This window comes from Leisingera sp. (assembly GCF_982940295.1).
The window spans coordinates 87,827-110,250 of sequence record NZ_CEYXRG010000005.1 but is presented as its reverse complement, the minus strand read 5'-3'; the positions used below and the strand labels follow the sequence as shown (position 1 = coordinate 110,250).

The window sequence follows — 22,424 nt, the reverse complement described above, 5'->3', positions numbered from 1 at the left end:
TGGAGCGCCCCGCTGTGCCTCAGCCGTCCGCGCGCACGGTCTGGGTCTGGACACCCAGGCCTTCGATCTCCAGCCGCATCACGTCGCCCGGTTTCAAGTAGACCGGCGCGGGCTTGATCCCCATGCCCACACCCGGCGGCGTGCCGGTGGCGATCACGTCGCCCGGGTGCAGGGTCATCAGCTGGCTTAGATGCGCGATGATCTGCGCCACCGTGAACACCATCGTCTGAGTGCTGCCGGTTTGCCGGCGTTCACCGTTCACGTCGCAGGTCAGCCACAGGGCCTGCGGATCGGGCACCTCGTCGCGGGTCACCAGCCAGGGGCCCACGGGTCCGAAGGTGTCGCAGCTCTTGCCCTTGGTCCATTGTCCCGTCAGCTTGGTCTGATAGTCGCGCTCCGACACGTCGTTGATCACGCAATAGCCCGCCACGTGGTCCAGTGCGTCTTCTTCGGCCACGTATTTGGCGGCGGTGCCGATCACCACGCCCAGCTCCACCTCCCAATCCGATGCGACCGACCCGCGCGGCAGGACTACGTCGTCGTTTGCTCCAACCATCGAAGACGTAGCCTTGAGGAACAGGATCGGATGCTCTGGCAGCGCCATATCCATTTCCTCGGCGTGATCGGTGTAGTTGAGGCCGATCCCCAGAAATTTGCCCGTCTGCCCGACACACGGCGCCAGGTCAGGCTGGCCCGGCACCAGCGGCAGTGTCTCCGGATCCAGCGCGGCCAGCCGGGCCAAGGTCCCGACATCGAGAACAGCCCCCGTGATATCCGGCACATGCGCCGACAGATCCCGGACCGCGCCAGCGCTGTCCAGCAGTCCCGGCCGCACATCTGCGCCAGTGCGGTATCGCAGCAGTTTCATGAGTGTCTTCCCTGTGTCCTGATTGTTCCGATTCAGTTGGAGACGTAGCCCGCCACCACCTGCAGCAGCTTGAAGGCGGTCGAGGCATCGTTTTCAACAACCGCCAGGAATTCCTCTTCGCCGATGCGCAGGCAGCGCAGGTCGCTCTCCGCAATCATACTCAGCGCCCGCGGCTCCTGGCGGATCAGGCCCAACTCCCCGACCAGCCGTCCCGGGCCGACCTTGGCAATCAGCCGGTCCTTCTCACCCTCTTGCGGCAGATAAAGACCCGCTTCGCCTTCGAGGATCATGTATGCGCCGTCCGAGGCCACATCATCCTTGAGAAAGACCACCTCGCCGTCCTTGGCCTCATACCAGCGCGCACCAAAGGCCAGCAGGCGCAGCTGGCGGCGGTTCAGGCCGGAGAACAGCTCTGTCTGTTCCAGCGCCCGCAGCTTGCGGGCCAGGTCCTGGCTGGCTGCCCCCTCGCTTGCCGCCACCGCCTGCGCTTCGTCGCTGACCAGCCGCCCCTGGCGCAGTTCATAGAAGACGTCGAACACGTCCGGGTTCTGGAAACCGGACGCCAGGTAGATCAGCGTTGTATCCGGCAGCAGTTTGCGCAGGTTCTTGTGCACCGCCACCCGGGTTTCGAGATCATAGCTCGCCATGGCAGAATCGAGGATCAGGATATCCGGCCGTTTGATAGTGGCCCGGCAGAACGCCAGCGGCTCGGCAAAGCTGGCCGCCAGCCCCTGCCCTCCGACGGCGATCGGCATGTCAAAGATCAGTTCCACCACTTGGTCACGCAGCCCTTCGCGCACCATCAGATCCGACACCAGCTTGCGCACCTCATCCGCTTTGCCGCCGGCCGCATCGGAGATCTTGCCGAACAGCGCGTTTTCAAGAACCGTCAAAGTGGGTGCAAAACTGTCGCCGGAGAACGGCACAAAGCTGGTGCCCAGCGATTTCAGCAGACTCTCACCGTGACTGCTTCGGAAGCTCAGGATTCGGTCCTTCATCCCGTCCTCAAAGGCCGGGCCGATCTGCTCTGCGGAAATGGTGAAAGGCACGATCAGCAACTGCGCCAGTTCCTCACGGCTGAGGCCCGCAATATCGCCGGGCCCCTGCCGGTCTACCAGTGCAATCGCTGCTTCATAGGCCTCGACATCCAGCCCCAGCTTGCGGAACAGAGGGTGGCCAGTGCCATCCATGCCAAAGATCTGCCGCAGCATCTCCACCACGTCACGGGTCAGCGACACCAACCCTTCATCCAGCCCAAGCTGCTTGAGCTGGGCGAGAAACTCCGCATGCCGTTGCAGTGTTTCGACCGTCATCGTTTCCTGGGACGCGGCAAACAGGAGGTTCTCCGCAACCGGCAGCGCCGGGTTGTAGCTGCCGGCATCCAGGAAATGCACGTGGACGTCCAGTCCCGCGGCCTCGATTTCCTCACGCACAGCCGGGCGCAGCTTAACCAGCCGGTCTGCCAGCTCTCTATGAGCCGCGGACTCGAAATACTGGTCGATGCCGCGGCGGAACAGGGCTGTATCTGAGCCGATCCCCTCCACCAGTTTCAGCCACCAGTCCCGCAGCTCCTCCTCGCTGGAGAACCCCGCCAGTTTGGGGTCCAGCCAAGCCGCGTCAAAGGGATCCGGGCTGTTGCCCGCACGCACTGCGGTTTCCAGCCGCTCCAGGTCCTGCCCTTCGCCCAGCGGGCGCAGCCGCATCGGCATCATCACGTTGTCGCCAAAGGACCCTTGGAACAGCACTGGCCGCGAAGTGGCATAACCGATCCGCGCCGCCAGCGTGGCCTGATGCATACCGCTGAGGTTCTGATCTGCTACAGTCACCGTGCCGGAAGACGGCAGAATCTCCCGGGTCAGCAGCTCCGCAAGCGCCCGCCTGTCTTCCTCCGAGGGGGCGGCAATCCCGATCACCTGCCCTGCCGGGAAAGCCGCGCTCAGTTCCTCCAGCACCAGGTTTCCGTCGGCATCCCGAACGGTGACGGAGTCCAGCACGATATCCCCGTTGAGATGCGCCAGTTCTTCCGGCTCCCCGGTCATCAGCTTTTCGCCAACCATGCCCTGAGGCGCAAAGCGTTCCAGAACCACGTCCCAGCGCAGGCTCATATCCTGGGTCTGGTTGTAATAGGCCAGCAGCTCCTTCCACGGCGCGGCGAGGTCCTTGTAGGCCGCTAGCGCTGCCACAAGCGCCCCCAGCGATACCTTACCCTGCAGCACCAGGTAGCCGCCGACGGCATAAAAGAAAAAAGGCGTCAGCTGAGTTATGAAGTTGTTGAGAAACTTCATGAAGAATTTCTTCTGGTAAATCTGGAAACGGATGTCGTACAGCCGCCCCAGCCGGTCGGTTATCACTGCCATCCGGTAGCGCCAGCCGCCGTTGATCCTGAGCGTCGCAGCACCCGCGGCGCTTTCCCCGATTTCGGTCGCAAGAGCACGGACCTGCTTGATCCGCTTTTTGTTGAGCTGATTGATCTGCCGCTGAAGCATCGGGATCAGCCAGCCCTGCAGCGGGATCAGTGCTATCGCGGCCATGCCGAACCAGAAGTTCTGCAGGAACAGGAAAAATAGAATGGTCAGCATCTGGCCCGCTTGCAGCACCGGCTGGCTGACCGCATCGCCCATCAGCCCGCCCATCGGCTCTGACTCTGAGGTCACCATCGACACCAGTTCACCCTGACTGACGCGTTCGAAGTAGGGCTGCGGAAAACGCAGCACCCGGGCGATCAGCTGGTAGCGGAAGCGGCGCAGCATACGCTCGGCCAGCACCCCCTTCATGGTGTTGATCCGCATCTTCAGCAGCCCGTGGCAGAGCACCGACACCAGAAACGCGCCGCAAAGGATCCACAGGAAGGTCAGCTGGTCAAAACTGTAGCCCAGCACGGTGACGGTAGAGGTTTCCGAGCCGATTGCATCGTTGATTATCCGCTTGGGCAGCTCCAGCGTCAGATACAGCAGCGGGAACAGGCAGGCGGTAACAACCAGCAGCACCAGCTGATCGCGTTTCGAGTATTTCCAGATGAAACGGAACAGAGAGCGTTCGATGGGAAAGCTCCATCAATGGCGGCTTCGGAATTAGGCTGTCTTATGGGTAGCGCGGTTTACCGGGGACAGGCAATGGGCAGAAACCCGCTTCGTCCCGTTGCGGCACCTTGCGGGCGCGGCATTTGCCAGGCGGCAAAAAATCCGTAAGGTTCCAGCGAGGTACACATGCTGGAGGTCATTCGGTTTGCCGGATTATGTCGGATCTGTTCTGCTGCTGCTCTGCGCTTTGCAGGTCAAACACCTGTTTGCCGACTTCTTTCTGCAAACGCCGAAGATGCTGTCCGGCCGCTGCGCTTATGTGCACATGGGGCGCGCCCAGCATGCCGGGGTTCATGTGATCGGCTCGGCCATCGTCTTCTTACTGTCCGGTGCGCCGGTGATGTTCATTCTGGTGCTGGGAGTGCTGGAATGGGTGGTGCACTTCCACATCGACTTCGGCAAGGCCCGGTTCTCCGAGCGGCGCAAGCTGAACCCGCAGCAGGCGATGTTCTGGCAGGCGATGGGCTCGGATCAGGCGCTGCATCAGCTGACCTATATTGCGATGGCCTGGGCCTGGGTGAAATACGCCGCGATGTGAGTGCGGCCGGCGGCTGGGGGCCGGCCCCCAGACCCCCGGAGTATTTTCCGGAAAAGTGAAATGTCCAACTCGCGGTTTCAGTTTTTTTTCCAGATACGCCGGTCCCGCCCCGGCTGGGGTGGTGTTCAAGGCACCACCGGCTTGTCCCGCTTGATTGTGCGCAGCACCACATTGGTCTGGGCACTGGCAACCGCTGGCAAGCGGAACAGGAAGTCCTCCAGAAAACGGTTGTAGGCGTCCAGATCAGGAGCCAGCACCCGCAAGTGGTAATCGGCCTGGCCGGTGGTGGCATAGCATTCCTGCACCAGCGGGCTGGTTTCCACCGCCCGGATGAACTCCACCAGCTTGTCCGGGTCATGACGCGTCAGATGGACATGCACGATGGCCTGAAACCCCAGCCCCATGGCAGGCGCATTCACCACCGCGCCGTAGCGCTCGATAATGCCTGCCTCTTCCAGAGCCCGGACCCGGCGCCAGAGGGCAGACGGCGACATGCCCACCGCCTCTGCCAGGTCGGCATTGGAAATGCGGGAATCCTCCTGCAGCAGGGTCAGGATGCGGCGGTCGCGTCGATCAAGCTTCATTTTCCGGTGAGATTTTCCGTGACTATGCCCACTATAGGTCAATATACCCATAAATCTGCGCAAAACCAGCAAGTCTGGCAATTCTTTCCAGCCTGAGGGGATTATCTTTCCGCGATCCATAGAATCCGTGCAAGGACTTCCCCTGCGATGACCAAGCTGAGCCACGATTTCCGCAGCTACAAGCTGGACGACCGATATGACATGACCGAGGGCCGGGTGTTCCTGACCGGCACCCAGGCGCTGGCCCGGGTAATGCTGGACCAGGCCCGCCGCGACCGCGAATCGGGACTGAACACCGCCGGCTTTGTGTCGGGTTACCGCGGATCGCCGCTGGGCGGGGTGGACCTGGAATTCTGGCGCGCCAAGACGCGAATGCAGGAGAACCGGATCAAGTTCATGCCCGCCGTGAACGAGGACCTGGGTGCCACCGCAGTTCTGGGGGCGCAGCAGGCGGTGCTCGATCCGCACTGCGAGGTCGAAGGCGTGTTTTCGATGTGGTACGGCAAGGGGCCGGGCGTCGACCGTTCCGGCGACGCGCTGAAGCATGGGAACGCATACGGGTCGTCGCCCAAGGGCGGTGTGCTGGTCGTGGCCGGCGACGACCACGGCTGTGTCAGCTCGTCGATGCCGCATCAGTCCGATGTGGCCTTCATGTCCTGGTTCATGCCGGTGCTGAACCCGGCAGATGTTTCGGAATACCTGACCTTTGGCGAATACGGGTTTGCACTGTCCCGGTACTCTGGCACCTGGGTCGGCTTCAAGGCAGTGTCGGAAACAGTGGAAAGCGCGCGCTCGGTCGAGCTGCGGCCGGACCGCGAGTTCTTCTACCCGGAGCTGCCGGACTACCCCGGCGGGCTGCATATCCGCCGCGCCGATCTGCCCTCGCCTGAAATCGAGACCCGCATTCACGCCAAGCTGGACGCCGTACGGGCCTTTGCCGAGGCAAACCCGATCGACAAGCGGATCTATGACATCAAGGACGCGCGCTTCGGTTTTGTCTCCACCGGCAAGGGGCATCTGGACCTGATGGAAGCGCTGCGGCTTCTTGGGCTCGATGAGGCCGCCTGCCGCCGCCTGAAAATCGACATCTACAAGGTTGGCATGGTCTGGCCATTGGACCGGACCGATGCACTGAAGTTCGTGAAGGGCAAGCAGGAAGTCTTGGTTGTCGAAGAGAAACGCGGCATCATCGAGAGCCAGTTCAAGGAAAACTTCTATGACTGGCCCGGCAACAAGCCGGAGAAGATGGTCGGCAAATACGACAGCGAAGGCAACCCGCTGATCCCCTGGACCGGCGAGCTGAGCCCGCTTCTGCTGGCGCCCATCGTCGCGGCGCGGCTGGACAAGTTCTTCCCGGAGGAAAACCTGCCCGCCAAGGCGGCGGCGCTGACTGCGGAGCCGCCGAAGGTGCTGAACGTGCCCGGTGCCACCCGCACGCCCTATTTCTGCTCCGGCTGCCCGCACAATACCTCGACCAAGCTGCCCGAGGGGTCCAAGGCGTTTTCCGGCATCGGCTGCCACGTTATGGCGAGCTGGATGGACCGGGAGACCGCGGGCTATGCGCAGATGGGCGGTGAAGGCGTGCCCTGGACCGTGGCCTCGCAGTTCAATGGCAACAAGCATGTGTTCCAGAACCTGGGCGAAGGCACCTGGTACCACTCCGGCAGCCTCGCGATCCGCCAGGCGGTCGCGGCCGGCACCAACATCACCTACAAGATCCTTTACAATGACGCGGTGGCGATGACCGGCGGACAGCCGGTGGACGGGCCCGTGTCGGTGCATGGCATCGCCCAGACCTGCCGCGCCGAAGGAGTGGAGCGGATTGCCCTGGTGTCGGACAATATCGGCAAGTTCAGCCGTGGCGACTTCCCGGCCGGCACCACCTTCCACGACCGCAGTGCGCTGGACACGGTGCAGCGGGAACTGCGCGAGATCCCCGGCGTGACCGTGCTGATCTACGAACAAACCTGCGCCACCGAGAAGCGCCGCCGCCGCAAACGCGGCAAGATGGAGGACCCGAAACGCTTTGCCTTCATCAACGATCTGGTCTGCGAGGGTTGCGGCGATTGCTCGGTGGAATCCAACTGCCTGAGCGTTGAGCCGAAGGAGACGCCCTTTGGCCGCAAGCGCAAGATCAATTTATCGACCTGCAACAAGGACTTTTCCTGCCTGAACGGCTTCTGCCCGTCCTTCGTTACTGTGGAGGGCGCAACCCGTCGCAAAAAGAAGATCGCCGGGCTGGATGCCGCCGCGCTGACGGCCAAGCTGCCCGCGCCCGAACTGCCGTCGTTTGCGGAACCGTTCGACCTGCTGGTCACCGGGGTTGGCGGCACCGGAGTTGTAACCGTGGGCGCGCTGATCACCATGGCGGCGCATTTGGAAGGCAAGGGTGCGAGCGTGCTGGATTTCACCGGCTTTGCCCAAAAGTTCGGCACGGTGCTGAGCTACATCCGGCTGTCCACTGCTCCGGAGACTTTGAACCAGGTGCGGATTGATCAGGCCGGCGCGGATGCTGTGATCGGCTGCGATGTGGTGGTCAGCTCGGCGCCCAAGGCTTCGGTTCATTACCGGGCCGGCACCAAGGTGGTGCTCAACCGGGCAGAGATGCCCACCGGCGACCTGGTACTGCGCCGCGATGCCGACCTGATGGCCGGCGTGCGCGAGAAGACCATCGCCGAGGCTGTCGGCCCGCAAAACCTTTCTGGCTTCAATGCCAACGAGGCGGCGGAAAAGATGCTCGGCGATGCGGTGCTGGCCAACGTCATGATGCTGGGCTTTGCCTGGCAAAAGGGGCTGGTGCCGGTCAGCGCCGGCGCTTTGGATCAGGCGATTGAGTTGAATGGCGTTGCGATCGACAAGAACCGCCTCGCGTTCGCAATCGGCCGCGCAATGGCGGTGGACCCGGACCTGGTTGCCAGCCACTACGAGGAGACTCCGGAGAAAGAGGAGACGCTGGACGAGCTGATCGAACGCCGCGCCACCTTCCTCACCGGCTATCAGAACATGGCCTATGCCAGCCGCTACACCGCAGCCCTGAACCGGTTCCGCGACGCCCTGCCCCGCGACGCGCAGGAAGAGCTGACCGCCGCCGCCGCCCGGTCGTTGTTCAAACTGATGGCTTACAAGGACGAGTATGAGGTCGCCCGGCTGCTGACCAGCGACGGATTCCGGCATCAGCTGGAGGAGGAATTCGAGGGCGATTTCTCTGTCAAATACCACCTTGCCCCGCCGCTGATGAACTGGAAGCGGGATGCGCGGGGGCGTCCGGTGAAACGGGCGTTTGGCGCCTGGCTGCGCCCGGCGATGAACCTCTTGGCCAAGGGCAAGACGCTGCGCGGCTCGGCCTTCAACATCTTCGGCTATCACGAGGAGGCCCGGCTGCACCGTGATCTGCTGGCGTGGTATGAAGGGGTTCTGGACACCGTCGCGCGCCGCTACGGCGCGGACAAGCGCGAAGCCAGCCTGAAACTGCTGAAAGCACCGATGGAGATCCGCGGTTACGGCCCGGTCCGCCTGCAGGCCGCCAAGGACGTCCGCGCACAGGCCGAGGAAACGCTCAGCAGCCTGTAACCTTCGCCGCCGGCCCGTCCGGGCCGGCGCGTTACACGTCCCAGTGCTGGCGGGTGAACTCGGTAAAAGCCTCCATTTCCTCCGGCAGCGGTTCGCGCCCGGTGAACACCTTGAGGTATTCCGGCGTCACCTCCAGCCGGTGAGCGTGGCTTTCGTTGGGATCAGCCATGTCATAGCCAAGCTGCATATAGTAAAGCACCTTGGCGCGGGTCACCGCCTCTCGCTCCGGGTAGCCGTAGCGCTCGAACATGCCGGTCAAGGCTTCGACGCGACGGCGGTCCGAGCGGTCCAGCAGGCTGCGCACCTTGCCGGAGCGGCGCGACCAGTCGCGTACGGCGAAATCCAGCGCCGTGTTGAACAGGGTGGGGTTGGTGATGCAGTGGAACACGTTCAGCACCGCCCCGGTGATTGTCTTGGCCGGCGCTTCAGCCTGGCGCACCATACCCGTGGTGTTGGTCTGCTCCCATGTCTTGAGCAGCGCATCCAGCAGATCCTGGCGCGACTTGAAGTACCAGTAAAACGATGACCGGGAGACCTGCATCCGCTCTGCCAGCGCCAGCACCTTGACCTGCTCCACCCCGTCCGAGATCAGCACATCCATCGCCACATTCAGCCAGTCATTGCGGGTGACCTTGATATTGCCGATCAGCGGCTCCGCCTTGGGATCGTCGCGGTGAAGAACAGGTTTCTGCGCCATGTGCGGCCCTTTGGATCATTCGCATCCTGATCATCTTAGGCCGGGCGTGCTGCGAGCGCCAACATGGCAATGCCACAAGCCGGCGACAGATGCGGAGGCCAAGTGGCTTGCAGGCCACAGGCCCTGCACTGCCGGGCCGTATCGCACCTGAAGGTGCTGGCAGACAAACGTTTTCGCCCGGCTTCCAGTACGCGGAACTGTCACGAAACCGGCACAAATTTGGGCGGATAGCCCCCGCGGCACCAGGCTGCACCGTGCCATAGCCGGTAAAATTTCCCTTTCATCGCGGGCCTCTGGCCAAATGGGGTTTGACTAAACCGCCCCCGGCGCGCGAAGGTGAGGCCAAAAAACAGGGGAACACAAGATCTCATGCACGCCTTGAACCAGCCGGGCGGACACATTTGAATGCGCCCGCTGCTATCCGTCGAAAACCTCAGCATCGGCTTCAACAAGGACGATTCCGTCGTCAAGGACGTGAGCTTTGCTGTCAGGCCAGGCGAAACGCTGGCCCTGGTCGGGGAAAGCGGTTCGGGCAAGACGATCTCCTGCCGTGCGGTTCTGCGCATCCTGCCGAAAGTGGCGCAGCTGCGCTCCGGGCGTATCATGCTGGATACCGGAAAGGACCAGCTGGATTTGGCCACGCTGGAAGAACGCCGGATGCGCGACGTGCGCGGCAACACTGTGTCAATGATCTTTCAGGAGCCCATGCGATCCCTGTCCCCTTTGCACCGGATCGGCAATCAGGTGTCCGAGGTTCTGTGGCTGCATGGCCGCAAAAGCGAGCGCGAAGCCCGCGAAATTGTGCTGGAGTGCTTTGAACGGGTCGGCTTCCCGGAACCCGAACGGACCTACCGCTCCTATCCGTTTGAACTGTCCGGGGGCATGCGCCAGCGGGCGATGATCGCGATGGCGATGGTGGCAAAACCGCAGCTTCTGATCGCCGACGAACCGACAACTGCGCTGGATGTGACCACCCAGGCGCAGGTGCTGGGGCTGATGAAGGATCTGCAGCGCGAAACCGGCATGGCGATGATCCTGGTGACACATGACTTGGGCGTGGTCGCCAACATGGCCGAGCAAGTGGTGGTGATGCACAAGGGCCGGGTAATGGAATCCGGCGGCGCCGAGCCGATGCTGCGCGCGCCGGCCCATCCCTACACACAGGCGTTGTTCAAAGCCGCACCTGGCATCCCGGACGAAGCCGTTGTCGCCATCCCGCCCTCGCGCGAAGACTTGATCATGGAGATGAGATCGGTCTCCAAGACCTACACGCTCAGGGCTGGTAAGGGCTGGCAGGCGCCAACTCTGATCCATGCCTGCCGCGAAATCGATCTGCGGGTGAGCCGCGGCGAAACACTGGCGATCGTCGGTGAAAGCGGCTCCGGCAAGACTACCGCGGCGCGGATCGCGCTGGGGGCAGAACTGCCCGACCCGGGCGGCGAGGTACTGTTCCGCCCGGCGGCCGGAGAACCGCCGGTGACCGTTCACAACATGGACCGCGCAGCGCGAACTGCCTTTCAGCGGCAGGCGCAGATGGTGTTTCAGGATCCCTATTCCTCGCTGTCGCCGCGCATGCGCATCCAGGACACGCTGGTGGAGCCGCTGGACATCCACCGCATCGGCAGCCGCGCTGAGCGCCGCGACAAGGCGGCGGAGATGCTGCGCCTGGTCGGCCTGTCGCCGGACATGCTGAAGCGCTACCCGCACGCGTTTTCCGGCGGCCAGCGCCAGCGCCTGTCCATCGCCCGCGCGCTGATGCTGGACCCGGCGCTGATCGTCTGCGATGAGCCGACCTCGGCGCTGGATGTCTCGGTGCAGGAACAGATCCTTCGGCTCCTGGAAGAGATCCGGGAGCGGCAAAAACTGTCTTACCTGTTCATCAGCCATGACCTGGCGGTGGTCGCCCGGATTGCAGATGAAGTCGCTGTGATGCGGCGGGGACTGATCGTTGAGCAGGCGCCGCCTGAAACCCTGTTCTACAATCCCCAGCACCCCTACACCAAGGCGCTGATCGCCGCCCAGCCGGAGCCTGATATCGACCGGCCTATCGACCTGAAACTGGTGGCCCAGGGCGCGGGAGCACCGGAATGCTGGCCAGAGGAGTTCCGCTTCGACGGCGCCGAAGCGCCGCCGCTGGTGAACATGCTCCACCTGGAACACGGCCACAAGGTACGCTGCCATGTTTGATGCCCTGAAACCCCTCCTCGCCGCTGCGCTCTGCCTGGCACCGCTCAGCGCACTGGCCGGCCCCGAGGTGCAGGAGAGCGCCTTCTGGAGTTCGGAAGTCAAAGCCGGTTACATGCCGGCTGCCGCCAAACGCATCCCCGAGGTGCCGCTTGTTGTGGACCTGGCGGCCAAGGGCCGTGAATTCGGCGTGCAGGGCGGCACCCTGAACACCATGGTCACCCGCTCCAAGGACATCCGCCAGATGGTAGTCTACGGCTACGCGCGGCTGGCCGGGTATGACGAGAATTACCAGCTGCAGCCGGACATCCTGCTGAGCTTCGAGAATGAGAACAACCGCCGTTTCACTCTGAAACTGCGCCCCGGGCACCGCTGGTCCAGCGGCGAACCTTTTACCTCGGCCGATTTCCGGTACTGGTGGGAAGACGTTGCAAACAACGAACTGCTGAGCCCGGCCGGGCCGCCAGATTTCATGCGGGTGCTGGGCAATCTGCCTCGGGTGAGCTTTCCGGACGAGAGCACCGTCATTTACGAGTGGGACGCGCCTAATCCGGGCTTCCTGCACTTGCTGGCGCAGGCCCGCCCGCCCTTCATCTACCGGCCGGCAAACTACCTGAAGCAATTCCATGCCGATTATGCCGACCCGGAGGTTCTGGCGGAGGAAGTCGATTATGCCCGCGTCAAAAGCTGGGCGGCGCTGCACAACAAATACGACAATATGTACAAGTTCGATAACCACGAGCTTCCGACATTGCAGCCCTGGATCAACGCTTCACCAGGCAAGAAGATCCGCCACCAGTTCGTGCGCAACCCCTACTATCACCGGATCGACAGCCGCGGTGTGCAGCTGCCCTATATCGACACGGTGGAAATGGAGATCGTCACTGCCGGGCTGGTGGCGGCCAAGTCGAATGCGGGCGAGACCGACCTTCAGGCCCGCGGCCTCGGCTTTCGCGACATTCCGATCCTGCGCAAGGGCGAGAAGGACGGCCGCAACTACAAGACCTATCTTTGGGGCTCGGGCGCTGCGTCGCAGATTGCCATCTATCCGAATCTCAACGTGAATGACCCGGTCTGGCGCGAAATCCTGCGCGATGTGCGTGTTCGCAGGGCGCTGTCGCTGGCCATCAACCGGCGCGCCATCAACCGGGCGCTCTATTTCAATTTGGCCAAGCCCGGCGCCATGACCGTACTGGAGCAAAGCGAATTCTTCGATCCCGCCCTGCGCGAAGCCTGGGCGGACTTCGACCCGGAACTGGCCAACCAGCTGCTGGACGAGGCGGGCCTTACCGTCAAGGACGGCTACGGCATTCGTTACCTGCCTGACGGGCGGCGGATGGAGCTGGTGGTGGAAACCGCGGGCGAGCGTGAAGAGGTGGAGAACGCGCTGCAGATCATCACCGACGACTGGCGCGATGTCGGTGTGAAACTGGTGATGCGGCCGCTGGACCGCGACATCCTGCGCAACCGGGTGTTTTCCGGTACAACTATGTCCTCCGCCTGGTTCGGCTGGGACAACGGGCTGCCGCAGGCCTATACCTCGCCCGCCTATCTGGCACCTACCGATCAGGTGTTCCTGTCCTGGCCGAAGTGGGGCCAGTACTACCAGACCGGCGGCGACGCAGGTGAGCCGCCGGACATGGCCCCTGCCCAGCGGCTGATGGAACTGCTGCAGGACTGGAATATGGCCACCACCGAGCAGGAACGCGCAGCAGCCTGGCGCGAGATGCTGAGGATTCACGCGGACCAGGTCTACGCCATCGGCGTGGTGGCCGCCGCCCCGCAGCCCGTCGTGGTCAGCAACCGCCTGCGCAATGTGCCGGAAAAGGCGATCTGGGCCTGGGATCCGGGCGCGCACTTCGGGGTCTACCATCCGGATGAGTTCTTTTTCGTGGATGGCGAAGGCTGATGGAAATCCTGCGATACGCCATTTACCGCTTTGGCACCATGCTGCTCACGCTCCTGGTGGTGTCGGTGCTGATCTTTGCCATCATCAACCTGCCGCCCGGCGACTATCTGTCGAACCAGATCGCAGAGCTGCAAGCCACCGGCCAGTCCGCGGGTGTCGCCAAGGCGGAGTTCCTGCGCAAGGAATATGCGCTCGATAAACCGCTGTGGCAGCAGTACATGATCTGGATGGGCTTCATGCCCGGACCGCACGGGTTCTCCGGCATGATCCAGGGCAACTTCGGCTGGTCCTTCGAGTTCGACAGTCCAGTGGCCGATATCGTCGGCGACAGCCTGTGGCTGACCGTCCTGGTGAACCTGGCTGCGGTGGTGTTTGTCTACGCCGTGGCGCTGCCGCTGGGGGTTCTGGCCGCCGCCCGCGCCCGTACCTGGGTCGACTACACCACCGCTTTTGTCGGCTACCTGGGGCTGGCGACGCCGAACTTCCTGCTGGCGCTGATCCTGTTCTACTACGGCCACCGCTGGTTCGACCTGCCGATCGGCGGACTGATGGCGCCCGAATTCGAAGGCGCGCCGATGAACTGGGAGAAAGTGAAATCCATCCTTGTCCACCTTATCGTGCCAACCTTCGTGATCGGCACCGCCGGCGCCTCCGCAATGATGCAGCGGCTGCGCGCCAACATGCTGGATGAACTGGGCAAGCCATATGTGGAAACAGCCATCGCCAAGGGCATGGCGCCCTCCCGCATGCTGGCGAAATACCCGCTGCGGGTCGCGTTCAACCCCTTTGTCGCCGATATCGGCAACCTGCTGCCCGCGATGATTTCCGGCTCGGTGCTGGTGTCGGTGGTGCTGGGGCTGCAAACAATCGGCCCGACCCTGCTGACCGCGCTCAAGACCCAGGACATGTTCCTCTCGGGTTTCGTGCTGATGTTCGTCGCCCTGCTCACCCTGATCGGCACCATGATCTCCGACGTGCTGCTGGTGCTGCTTGATCCCAGAATCCGCTACGAGGGGCGCGACGCATGACCCAGCTGCCTGATGGACGTTACGTCGACGACGAACCCTTCGACCCGCAGGCCTCATTGCTGGAGCTGGAGCGCAAGGATCTGGACGCCCCCAATTGGCTGCTGGTCTGGCGCAAGTTCAAGACGCACAAGCTGGGGCTGATCTCAGGCATCTTCCTGCTGATCGCCTACGGCCTGATCCCGTTTGCCGGGTTCATTGCGCCTTACGGCCCCAATCAGCGGTTTTCAGAGCATCTTTATTCGCCGCCGCAATCCATCAAGCTGTTTCACGAGGGTGAATTCGTCGGACCGTTCGTTTATCCAATGACATCCGAGGCAAATCTCGAAACCTTTCAATGGGAGTTCAAGCCGGACACCTCGCGTCCCCTCAGGCTGTCGTTCTTCTGCGAAGGCAGCACCTATCACCTGGCCGGTTTCATCGAAAGCAACCGGCACTTGTTCTGTGCGAGCGAAGACGCGACAATCTTCATCCTGGGATCCGACCGCCTGGGCCGCGACATCTTCAGCCGCGTGTCCTACGGGGCGCAACTGTCTCTGACGGTGGGCCTGATCGGGATCACGGTCTCCTTTGTGCTCGGCATCTTCTTCGGCAGCGTTGCCGGCTATTTCGGCGGCCGGATCGACTGGATGGTGAACCGCGTGATCGAGATCCTGCGGTCGCTGCCGGAGCTGCCATTGTGGCTCGCGTTGTCTGCCGCGGTGCCGTCGAACTGGTCGCCGGTTGCGGTGTTCTTCATCATTTCGATCATCCTCGGCATTCTCGACTGGCCCGGGCTGGCCCGTTCGGTGCGCTCCAAGTTCCTGTCGCTGCGGGAAGAGGAATACGTCCGCGCAGCCGAGATGATGGGCGCCTCTTCCGGCCGGGTGATCCGCAAACACCTGCTGCCGAACTTCATGTCGCACCTGATTGCCTCGGCCACTCTGTCGATCCCGGCGATGATCCTGGGCGAAACGGCCCTCTCCTTCCTTGGCCTCGGCCTGCGCGCGCCGGCGGTCAGCTGGGGGGTAATGCTGAATGACGCGCAGAACCTCACAGCGGTGGAAATCTATCCCTGGCTGGCCGTTCCGATGCTGCCGATTGTGATCGTCGTGCTTGCCTTCAACTTCCTCGGCGACGGTCTGCGCGACAGTCTGGATCCCTACCAGCAATGACGCTGCTTACCGCCCTGCCCGCTGTGGGCTCCTACCGCCTTACCGGCACGGGCCAATGGCGCAGCGCTTTTGCGGTAACGGAGCTGGCCAACGCCTCGATTGCCGCCCTGGGTTTGGAGCTTGCGCAGCTTATCGAGGCGCTGAACCTCACGCCCTCAGCCCCGGAGGTCACTGTAGATCAGCGGCTGGCGTCGCTCTGGTTCAGCTACAGCTTCCGCCCAGAGGGCTGGGAGCTCCCCAGCCTGTGGGATGCAATTGCCGGGGTGTATGAAACGCAGGACGGCTGGATCCGCCTGCACACCAACCTGCCGCACCACCGCCAAGCCGCGCTGCGGGTGCTTGGCTGCGCAGGCGAGCGCAGCGCCGTGGCCGCCACGGTGGGCGATTGGCAGGCGGACAGGCTGGAAAATGAAATCGTCTCCGAAGGCGGTGTGGCTGCTGCCATGCGCAGCCGCGCGGACTGGCTGGCGCATCCGCAAGGCCGCGCCGTCTCGCCGGAGCCGCTGATCCAGTGGACCTCTCCCCGCGCTGTCCGGTTGCGGGACCGGCCGCAGGCAACGGCATCGCGCCCGCTGGCGGGGTTGCGTGTGCTAGACCTCACCCGGGTGCTTGCCGGGCCGGTCTCGACCCGGACGCTGGCTGGTTTCGGCGCCGATGTGCTGCGCATCGACCCGCCCGGCTGGGATGAGCCAGGGGTGATCACCGACATTTCCCTAGGCAAGCGCATGGCCGCGCTGGACCTCACCAAGGGCGAAGACCGGCTGGTCTTCGAGACCTTGCTGGCGAATGCGGACGTGCTTGTGCACGGTTACCGCCCCGGCGCGCTGGACGGGCTCGGCTACGGGGCGGACAGCCGCCGCCAGATTGCTCCCAACGCAGTGGAGGTGACGCTGGACGCCTACGGCTGGACCGGCCCCTGGGCGGCCCGCCGCGGCTTCGACAGCCTGGTGCAGATGAGCGCAGGGATCGCCGATGCCGGCCGTGCCTGGGCCGGGACGGACAAACCCGCCCCGCTGCCGGTGCAGGCATTGGACCATGCCACAGGCTATCTGATGGCGGCCGCCGTGCTTTCAGCGCTCACCGAAGCGGCCCGTGGAGCGAATGTACCCACAGCGCATCTTTCTCTCGCGCGCACGGCTGAGCTGCTTGCCGGACTGCCAAAATCTGCCGAAGGACCGGACCTGACCGCCCCGGCGGACAGTGATTATGCCACGGAGACCGAGCGCAGCGGCTGGGGGCCTGGCCGCCGTCTGGAACCGCCGCTCCGGGTTTGCGCGGCCCCGATCCGCTGGACCCTGCCCGCTGCGCGGTGCGGCAGCGATGCGGCCTGCGGGCCCGAATAACCGGATGCAACGGCGCGCGCTGCGCCGCGCGGCAGCGCGGCGCCACGCCCAACCCCAAGCGGAGCGCGCCAGCGGTCCGGCGCGGGGGCGGGAGAGCCCCGGCCGCGGCCTCAGCGATCGTCGCCGCCGGGTCCGCCCATTTCCTCCAGCATGTCTTCGTCGATGGCTGCCTGCACGGCACCTGCCGCGGCTTCCTTCTGTTTCGGCGTCAGCTCATCCTCCTGGTCCGGCGCCAGCCGCACGGTGACCTCGCGGTGGGCAAACTTGATGCCTTCGCGGGCGAACAGCTCGCGGATTTCCTGATACACCCGTTTGCGGACGATCCACTGGTCCCCCGGCTTGGTCATAAATTTCACCCGGATGATCATTGCCGAGTCCTGCATCTCGATCACGCCCTGGGATTTCAGCGGCTGAATGAACGTATGGCCGACAACCGGGTCATCCATCAGGCTTTGACCCAGTTTCTTGATCAGCTTGCGGACCTTTTCCACATCGGTGTCGTAGGTAACCCGCAGCGGCAGCTTCATCATCACCCAGTCGCGGGAATAGTTGGTCAGCACCTTGATCTCGCCAAAGGGAATGGTGTGCAGCGCGCCCAGGTGGTGGCGCAGCTGAAAAGAGCGGACCGAGATTTTTTCCACCGTTCCCTTCACATCGCCGATGTCGATATATTCGCCTTTCCGGAAGGCATCGTCGATCAGGAAAAAGGCGCCGGAAAAGATGTCCCTGACCAGCGCTTGCGAGCCGAAGCCCACCGCCAAGCCAACCACACCGGCACCGGCAAACAGCGGGCTAACGTTGATGCCCAATTCCAGCAGGACGATCAGCACGATCGACACCAGCACCACGGCCAGGATCGCACCGCGGAACAGCGGCAGCAAGGTTGCCAGGCGGCTGGCACCGCCCGCGCCGCCTTCATCACCCAGTTCCGCCTGCGGAACGTCGCCCGCCTCCTCGTCGATCTTACTGTCGATCCAGATCCGGAACAGGTGATAGACGATGTAGCCAATGAACAGGATCACCGTGACATCAACCGCCCGTTCGGCGGCGGTGGAATCGATCCAGCTGGCGTCGGGGTTCCAGACGATCACCAGCGAGTAGGCTCCGACCACAAAGGCGAGGATGCCTGCAACCCGGCGGGCAAGGTCTTCATAAGTGGCAATCGGGTGCTTGGACCGCGGCGCGATTTCCTCTTCGCCGCCTTCATCCTCCGATTCCGGCGTCGCGCCGTCCTGAGGCACGTCCACAGCTTCGGCATTCATTGCCGCGGCAGCTGTCGGAGCGGAAGTTTCCGCAAGTGCCTCCTCAGCTGCAGGCGCCTCAGCTGCGTGGGTGGCGGGGGCCGCTTCAGCGGCGCGGATGGCGGGTTCCGGCTCTCCGGCTTCCGCCGCGGTTTCCTCCGCCCCTGCCGCTTCGCGCTTTACCAGACGGGCGCGGCTGAAATAGCGCTCGATACCATAGTTGATCACCCCGTAGACCACCAGAATTGTGGTCAGCACGAAATAGCTGCCCGCCATCAGCGGGATCGAAATGTCCTGTTCCAGAACAAGGTCAAACGCCAGCTTGAGCCAGCCGAACGCCATGTAGACCATCAGCACCGGCGCCCAGGCCACGGCGAGGACACGCACCAGCCAGGAACACTCCTCGGGCGCCCGCCCTGCGCGAATGGCGTTTGAAATTGCCCGGCGGTTGACCAGAACCATCAGCAGGTTACCCAGCGTCCCAACCAGAGCCAGAACCCCGTAGACCAGCGCATAGACATTGTAGTTGAGGCCGAAGTCCCCGACCCAAGTGGCAAACAGTGTCGAGGAAATGTCATAGGTCGCCAGCACCGACGCCCAGATATAGAGCCGCTTTGCGTCCCGGTCGGAAAACACGGGGATCCGGTACTGGGCCAGAAACGGCGACAATACCATCCGCCACAGGTCGGATACCGTGCGCGCCAGAAAGAAGGCGGTGTAAACAGCCGTTACGGTGAATTCGATGGACGGATCGCCGGAAGCTCCGAAAATCAGGTAGGAAATCAGCGCCGCGAACACCATCGCAAAAACCGTGGCGCCAATACCCATCAGAAACCGGAAGACCAGGAAGGGCATCTTTTCCTGATAGCCCTTGGGCTGGTCCTGAATCCGCGCGACCACGAACCGTTTGGCAAACCGCTTGCCGTAAATCTCCGTCGACAGCCAGCGGCCAATCAGCAGGAACAGCACGCTCCAGCCCATCACCTCGACATAGGTAAAGATGCGCCCGTCGGGGCTGGTCTGACGCAGGATGTATTGCATTTCAAAGATCGAGTAAGGCAATGCCTCAAGCCGGCTGTTCAGCTCCGCCCGGAAGGCGGCGACCCTGGATTGCGCCTTCATCAGTGCCGAAGGCTGCTCCATCACGTCAGCAGGCGGATGCCCGGCGTCCCGCTCTGCCGCCGGCGGCGCATTCAGCAGTTGCCCGCTGCTGTCGACCACAACCACGCTGACACCGCTTTCGGCCGCCTGTTCGATCGCTTTGGAGAGCGCGTCCGCCGGCGCCGTTTCACTTTCCTGCGCGCCAGCGTGAGGCGCCAGACTGAAACTGAGCAGCAGGCACAGAAGGAACCGGAAAAACATTTGCAGCATGGCCGCCTATCCTTTTGGAAACTTGTATCAAACTAACCACGCGCAAGAGCGTTGCGCAAATGGCGCGCGCGCAATTTGCTGTGCATTATGCAACCGTGGCGCATGATTGCATGCGCTAGGTGTCCGGGCTATACAAAACCGGATACCCGCCCACAGGGCGGTCAGCTGTGCCCGGCCCCTGCAAAACCCTGCCAGGACAAGCAGCTGCAAAGGCAAATACTGACCGCGCCCCCGCCCTATCCGGTTGCGGTGCGCGCAATCTGAGGCGGACGATGGCGGAGCAAAACAGCATGCGCCCGGGGACGAGCGGCAGCATTGGCCGGCGTGCCTCTGGCACCGCCGGAACCACCTCCTTGCCCGGCGCGGCCCGGACCCCCTATCAGGCAATCCTATGATGGCAACAGGCACTCATGAGACAGCAGCGGAAGCCGGCGCACGCGGACCGCGGATCATGTTCTACAGCCATGACACCTTCGGGCTGGGCCACCTGCGCCGCTCGCGGGCGCTTGCTGGGGCGATCACCGCGGCGAACCCGGACGCCTCGGCGCTGATCCTCACTGGCTCGCCAGTGGCAGGGCGGTTTTCCTTCCCGACCCGGGTCGACCATGTGCGCCTGCCCGGTGTGATCAAACGCGCCGATGGCTCCTATGCCTCGCGCACCATGGGCATGAGCATCGAGGAAACGGCTGATCTGCGCGCCGCCCTGATCCGCTCCACTGTGGAACAGTACGAACCGGATGTGCTGGTGGCTGACAAGGAGCCGACCGGGTTCCGCGGCGAGTTGATGCCGGCGCTGGAGCTGCTGAAGTCCAAGGGCCGCTGCAAGATGGTGCTGGGCCTGCGTGACGTTCTGGACGAGCCGGAGGTGCTGGCCGCCGAATGGGAGCGCAAGCACGCGGTCGAGGCCACGCGCGACTTCTATGACGAGATCTGGGTCTACGGACCGCGGTCTGTCTATGACCCGACCGCCGGGCTGCCCTTCACGCCGGAGATGCAGGGGCGGATGCATTGGACCGGCTACCTGCGCCGCGACCTTGGCCAGGTGGGTGAGCCGCCGGAGCAGCCCTATCTTCTGGTCACTCCTGGCGGCGGCGGTGATGGCGAAATGATGGTGGATCTGGTGCTGTCGGCCTATGAAGCGGACCCGGAATTGTCCCCCCGCGCAGTGCTGGTATACGGCCCCTTCCTGTCCGGCGAAACCCGCGAGGACTTCGAGGAGCGCGTTGCCCGGCTGGATGGCCGCGTCACCGCTGTCGGCTTTGAATCTCAGATCGAAACGCTGTTTGCCGGCGCCCAGGGTGTGGTTTGCATGGGCGGTTATAACACCTTCTGCGAGGTGCTGTCCTTTGACAAACCTGCGGTGATCGTACCCCGAACCACCCCGCGTCTGGAGCAATGGATCCGCGCCAGCCGCGCAGAAGAAATCGGTCTCACCACAATGCTGGACGAGACACGCGACGGGTGGACGGCCCCGGCGCTGGCGAAGGCGATCCGCGCGCTGGCGACCCAGCCGCCGCCCTCTGCCGCGGGGTCCGAGGGTCTTTTGGACGGGCTGGACTACGTGACACGCCGCGTCTCAGCCCTGTTGCAGGACACGCGACGGGAGGCTGCCGAATGAGCGCTCCCCGCCCGCCCCTCGCGGTGGTGGTTAAAGGCTGGCCGCGGCTGTCCGAGACCTTCATCGCCCAGGAACTCGTCGCCCTGGAAGCGGTCGGCCACACGTTCGAGATCTGGTCCCTGCGTCACCCGACCGACATCAAGCGCCACCCGCTGCACGCGCGGCTGCAGGCCCGCGTGAACTACCTGCCCGAATACCTGTACCAGGAGCCGGAACGTGTCTGGCGCGCCCGTGCCGCTGCGCAGGCCCTGCCCGGCTACGGTGAGGCCTACCGCATCTGGCGCGCCGATCTGCGCCGCGACCTGACCCCCAACCGCATCCGCCGCTTTGGCCAGGCCTGCGTGCTGGCCGCCGAAATGCCGGACGAGGTACTGGGCCTCTACGCGCATTTCCTGCACACGCCCTCCTCCGTCGCGCGCTATGCCGCGATAATGCGCGGGCTGCCGTGGAGCTTTTCGGCGCACGCAAAGGACATCTGGACCTCGCCCGACTGGGAGCTTCAGGAAAAACTCTCCGCCGCCCATCACGGCGCGGCCTTTGGCGCCACCTGCACCGGCTTTGGCGCCAAGCACCTTCAAGAGCTGGCCGATACGCCGGACCGGGTCGACCTGGTCTATCACGGGCTCGACCTGTCCCGCTTCCCCGCGCCGCCGGAGCGCAAGGCCCGGCAGCCGCAGGATCCGATCCGCTTCATGTCGGTTGGCCGCCTGGTAGAAAAGAAGGGTTTCGACCGCCTGATCGCCGCGCTGGCGCTGCTGCCTGCAGGCCTTGACTGGCACTGGACCCACATCGGCGGCGGCGGCTTGGGCGACCTTCTGCAAGGGATGGCGGAGGATGCAGGCATCGCGGACCGCATCACCTGGCGCGGGGCCTGCGACCAGCCTGAGGTGATCGAGGCGATGCGCAGCTCCGACCTTTTTGTGCTGCCCAGCCGGGTCGCTGCGGACGGCGACCGCGACGGGCTGCCAAACGTGCTGATGGAAGCTGCCTCGCAAACCCTGCCGATCCTGTCGACCCCAGTCTCCGCTATTCCGGAATTCATCACGCACGGCACGCACGGTCTGCTGAGCGAAGACAGCCCCGAGGCGCTGGCCGAAACGCTGCTCTACGCAGCCCGCCATCCGCAAAAGCTGGCAGAGATGGCAGGGGCGGCGCTGGAGAGGCTGCGCTCCGACTTCGGCATGGAACCCGGTATTGCCCAGCTTTCCAAACGGCTTACGGCGATGCTGCAGGGCGGCTGAC

At 63.8% G+C, this 22,424-nt stretch carries 14 protein-coding genes; 9 read left to right on the top strand and 5 right to left on the bottom strand.

All coding sequences use genetic code 11. The features are described 5' to 3' along the window. Positions 1-19: 19 nt before the first annotated feature. Together AC4HIX_RS06495 and AC4HIX_RS06490 are read right to left on the bottom strand one after the other, a co-directional pair. Positions 20-868: a fumarylacetoacetate hydrolase family protein gene (locus AC4HIX_RS06495; RefSeq protein WP_490398363.1), complete on the bottom strand. Its 849-nt coding sequence runs from the start codon at positions 866-868 to the stop codon at positions 20-22. A gap of 32 nt (positions 869-900) precedes the next feature. After that, positions 901-3,858 carry an ABC transporter transmembrane domain-containing protein gene (locus AC4HIX_RS06490; protein ID WP_490398469.1) on the bottom strand — a complete coding sequence of 986 codons (2,958 nt, stop codon included), beginning with the start codon at positions 3,856-3,858 and terminating at the stop codon, positions 901-903. Between the two features lie 235 nt (positions 3,859-4,093). Here AC4HIX_RS06490 and AC4HIX_RS06485 point away from each other — a divergent pair, with 235 nt between their 5' ends. Continuing rightward, positions 4,094-4,486, top strand: coding sequence for a DUF3307 domain-containing protein (locus AC4HIX_RS06485; protein WP_475049764.1), 393 nt, complete (start codon positions 4,094-4,096; stop codon positions 4,484-4,486). Between the two features lie 125 nt (positions 4,487-4,611). On the opposite strand, the gene AC4HIX_RS06480 is transcribed toward AC4HIX_RS06485, so the two are convergent. Continuing rightward, a complete protein-coding gene (locus AC4HIX_RS06480; protein WP_008555582.1) occupies positions 4,612-5,070 on the bottom strand; it encodes an Lrp/AsnC family transcriptional regulator in 459 nt (152 codons plus the stop codon). Between the two features lie 147 nt (positions 5,071-5,217). Here AC4HIX_RS06480 and AC4HIX_RS06475 point away from each other — a divergent pair, with 147 nt between their 5' ends. Then, positions 5,218-8,640, top strand: a complete 3,423-nt coding sequence (locus AC4HIX_RS06475) for an indolepyruvate ferredoxin oxidoreductase family protein (RefSeq protein ID WP_490398362.1) — start codon at positions 5,218-5,220, stop codon at positions 8,638-8,640. Between the two features lie 31 nt (positions 8,641-8,671). Here the strand turns inward: AC4HIX_RS06475 and AC4HIX_RS06470 are convergent, their stop codons facing one another. Next, complete coding sequence (locus AC4HIX_RS06470; protein ID WP_490398361.1) at positions 8,672-9,337, bottom strand: TetR/AcrR family transcriptional regulator; 666 nt, start codon at positions 9,335-9,337, stop codon at positions 8,672-8,674. A 405-nt stretch (positions 9,338-9,742) separates the two neighbouring features. Here AC4HIX_RS06470 and AC4HIX_RS06465 point away from each other — a divergent pair, with 405 nt between their 5' ends. From AC4HIX_RS06465 to AC4HIX_RS06445, 5 genes are read left to right on the top strand one after another with little or no spacing between them, the layout of a single operon-like run. Continuing rightward, positions 9,743-11,524, top strand: a complete 1,782-nt coding sequence (locus AC4HIX_RS06465) for an ABC transporter ATP-binding protein (protein ID WP_490398360.1) — start codon at positions 9,743-9,745, stop codon at positions 11,522-11,524. Continuing rightward, on the top strand, positions 11,517-13,430 hold the full coding sequence (locus tag AC4HIX_RS06460) for an ABC transporter substrate-binding protein (RefSeq protein ID WP_490398359.1): 1,914 nt from the start codon (positions 11,517-11,519) through the stop codon (positions 13,428-13,430). Before AC4HIX_RS06465 ends, AC4HIX_RS06460 begins: the two co-directional genes overlap by 8 nt. Next, positions 13,430-14,458 carry an ABC transporter permease gene (locus AC4HIX_RS06455; protein WP_475049756.1) on the top strand — a complete coding sequence of 343 codons (1,029 nt, stop codon included), beginning with the start codon at positions 13,430-13,432 and terminating at the stop codon, positions 14,456-14,458. Before AC4HIX_RS06460 ends, AC4HIX_RS06455 begins: the two co-directional genes overlap by 1 nt. Then, positions 14,455-15,609 (top strand): ABC transporter permease, encoded by a 1,155-nt coding sequence (locus AC4HIX_RS06450; RefSeq protein ID WP_490398358.1) that lies wholly within the window; start codon positions 14,455-14,457, stop codon positions 15,607-15,609. Before AC4HIX_RS06455 ends, AC4HIX_RS06450 begins: the two co-directional genes overlap by 4 nt. Next, positions 15,606-16,952, top strand: a complete 1,347-nt coding sequence (locus tag AC4HIX_RS06445; RefSeq protein WP_490398357.1) for a CoA transferase — start codon at positions 15,606-15,608, stop codon at positions 16,950-16,952. The genes AC4HIX_RS06450 and AC4HIX_RS06445 overlap by 4 nt, the downstream gene beginning before the upstream one ends. Positions 16,953-17,062: 110 nt before the next feature. Here AC4HIX_RS06445 and AC4HIX_RS06440 read toward each other — a convergent pair whose 3' ends face one another. Beyond that, entirely contained in the window at positions 17,063-19,564 is a 2,502-nt protein-coding gene (locus AC4HIX_RS06440; RefSeq protein WP_490398356.1) for a mechanosensitive ion channel family protein, read from the bottom strand. 394 nt (positions 19,565-19,958) lie between these two features. Between AC4HIX_RS06440 and AC4HIX_RS06435 the strand changes: the two genes are divergently transcribed. Then, complete coding sequence (locus tag AC4HIX_RS06435; RefSeq protein WP_475049753.1) at positions 19,959-21,182, top strand: glycosyltransferase family protein; 1,224 nt, start codon at positions 19,959-19,961, stop codon at positions 21,180-21,182. Next, a complete protein-coding gene (locus AC4HIX_RS06430; protein ID WP_490398355.1) occupies positions 21,179-22,423 on the top strand; it encodes a glycosyltransferase family 4 protein in 1,245 nt (414 codons plus the stop codon). Before AC4HIX_RS06435 ends, AC4HIX_RS06430 begins: the two co-directional genes overlap by 4 nt. Position 22,424 lies beyond the last annotated feature (1 nt).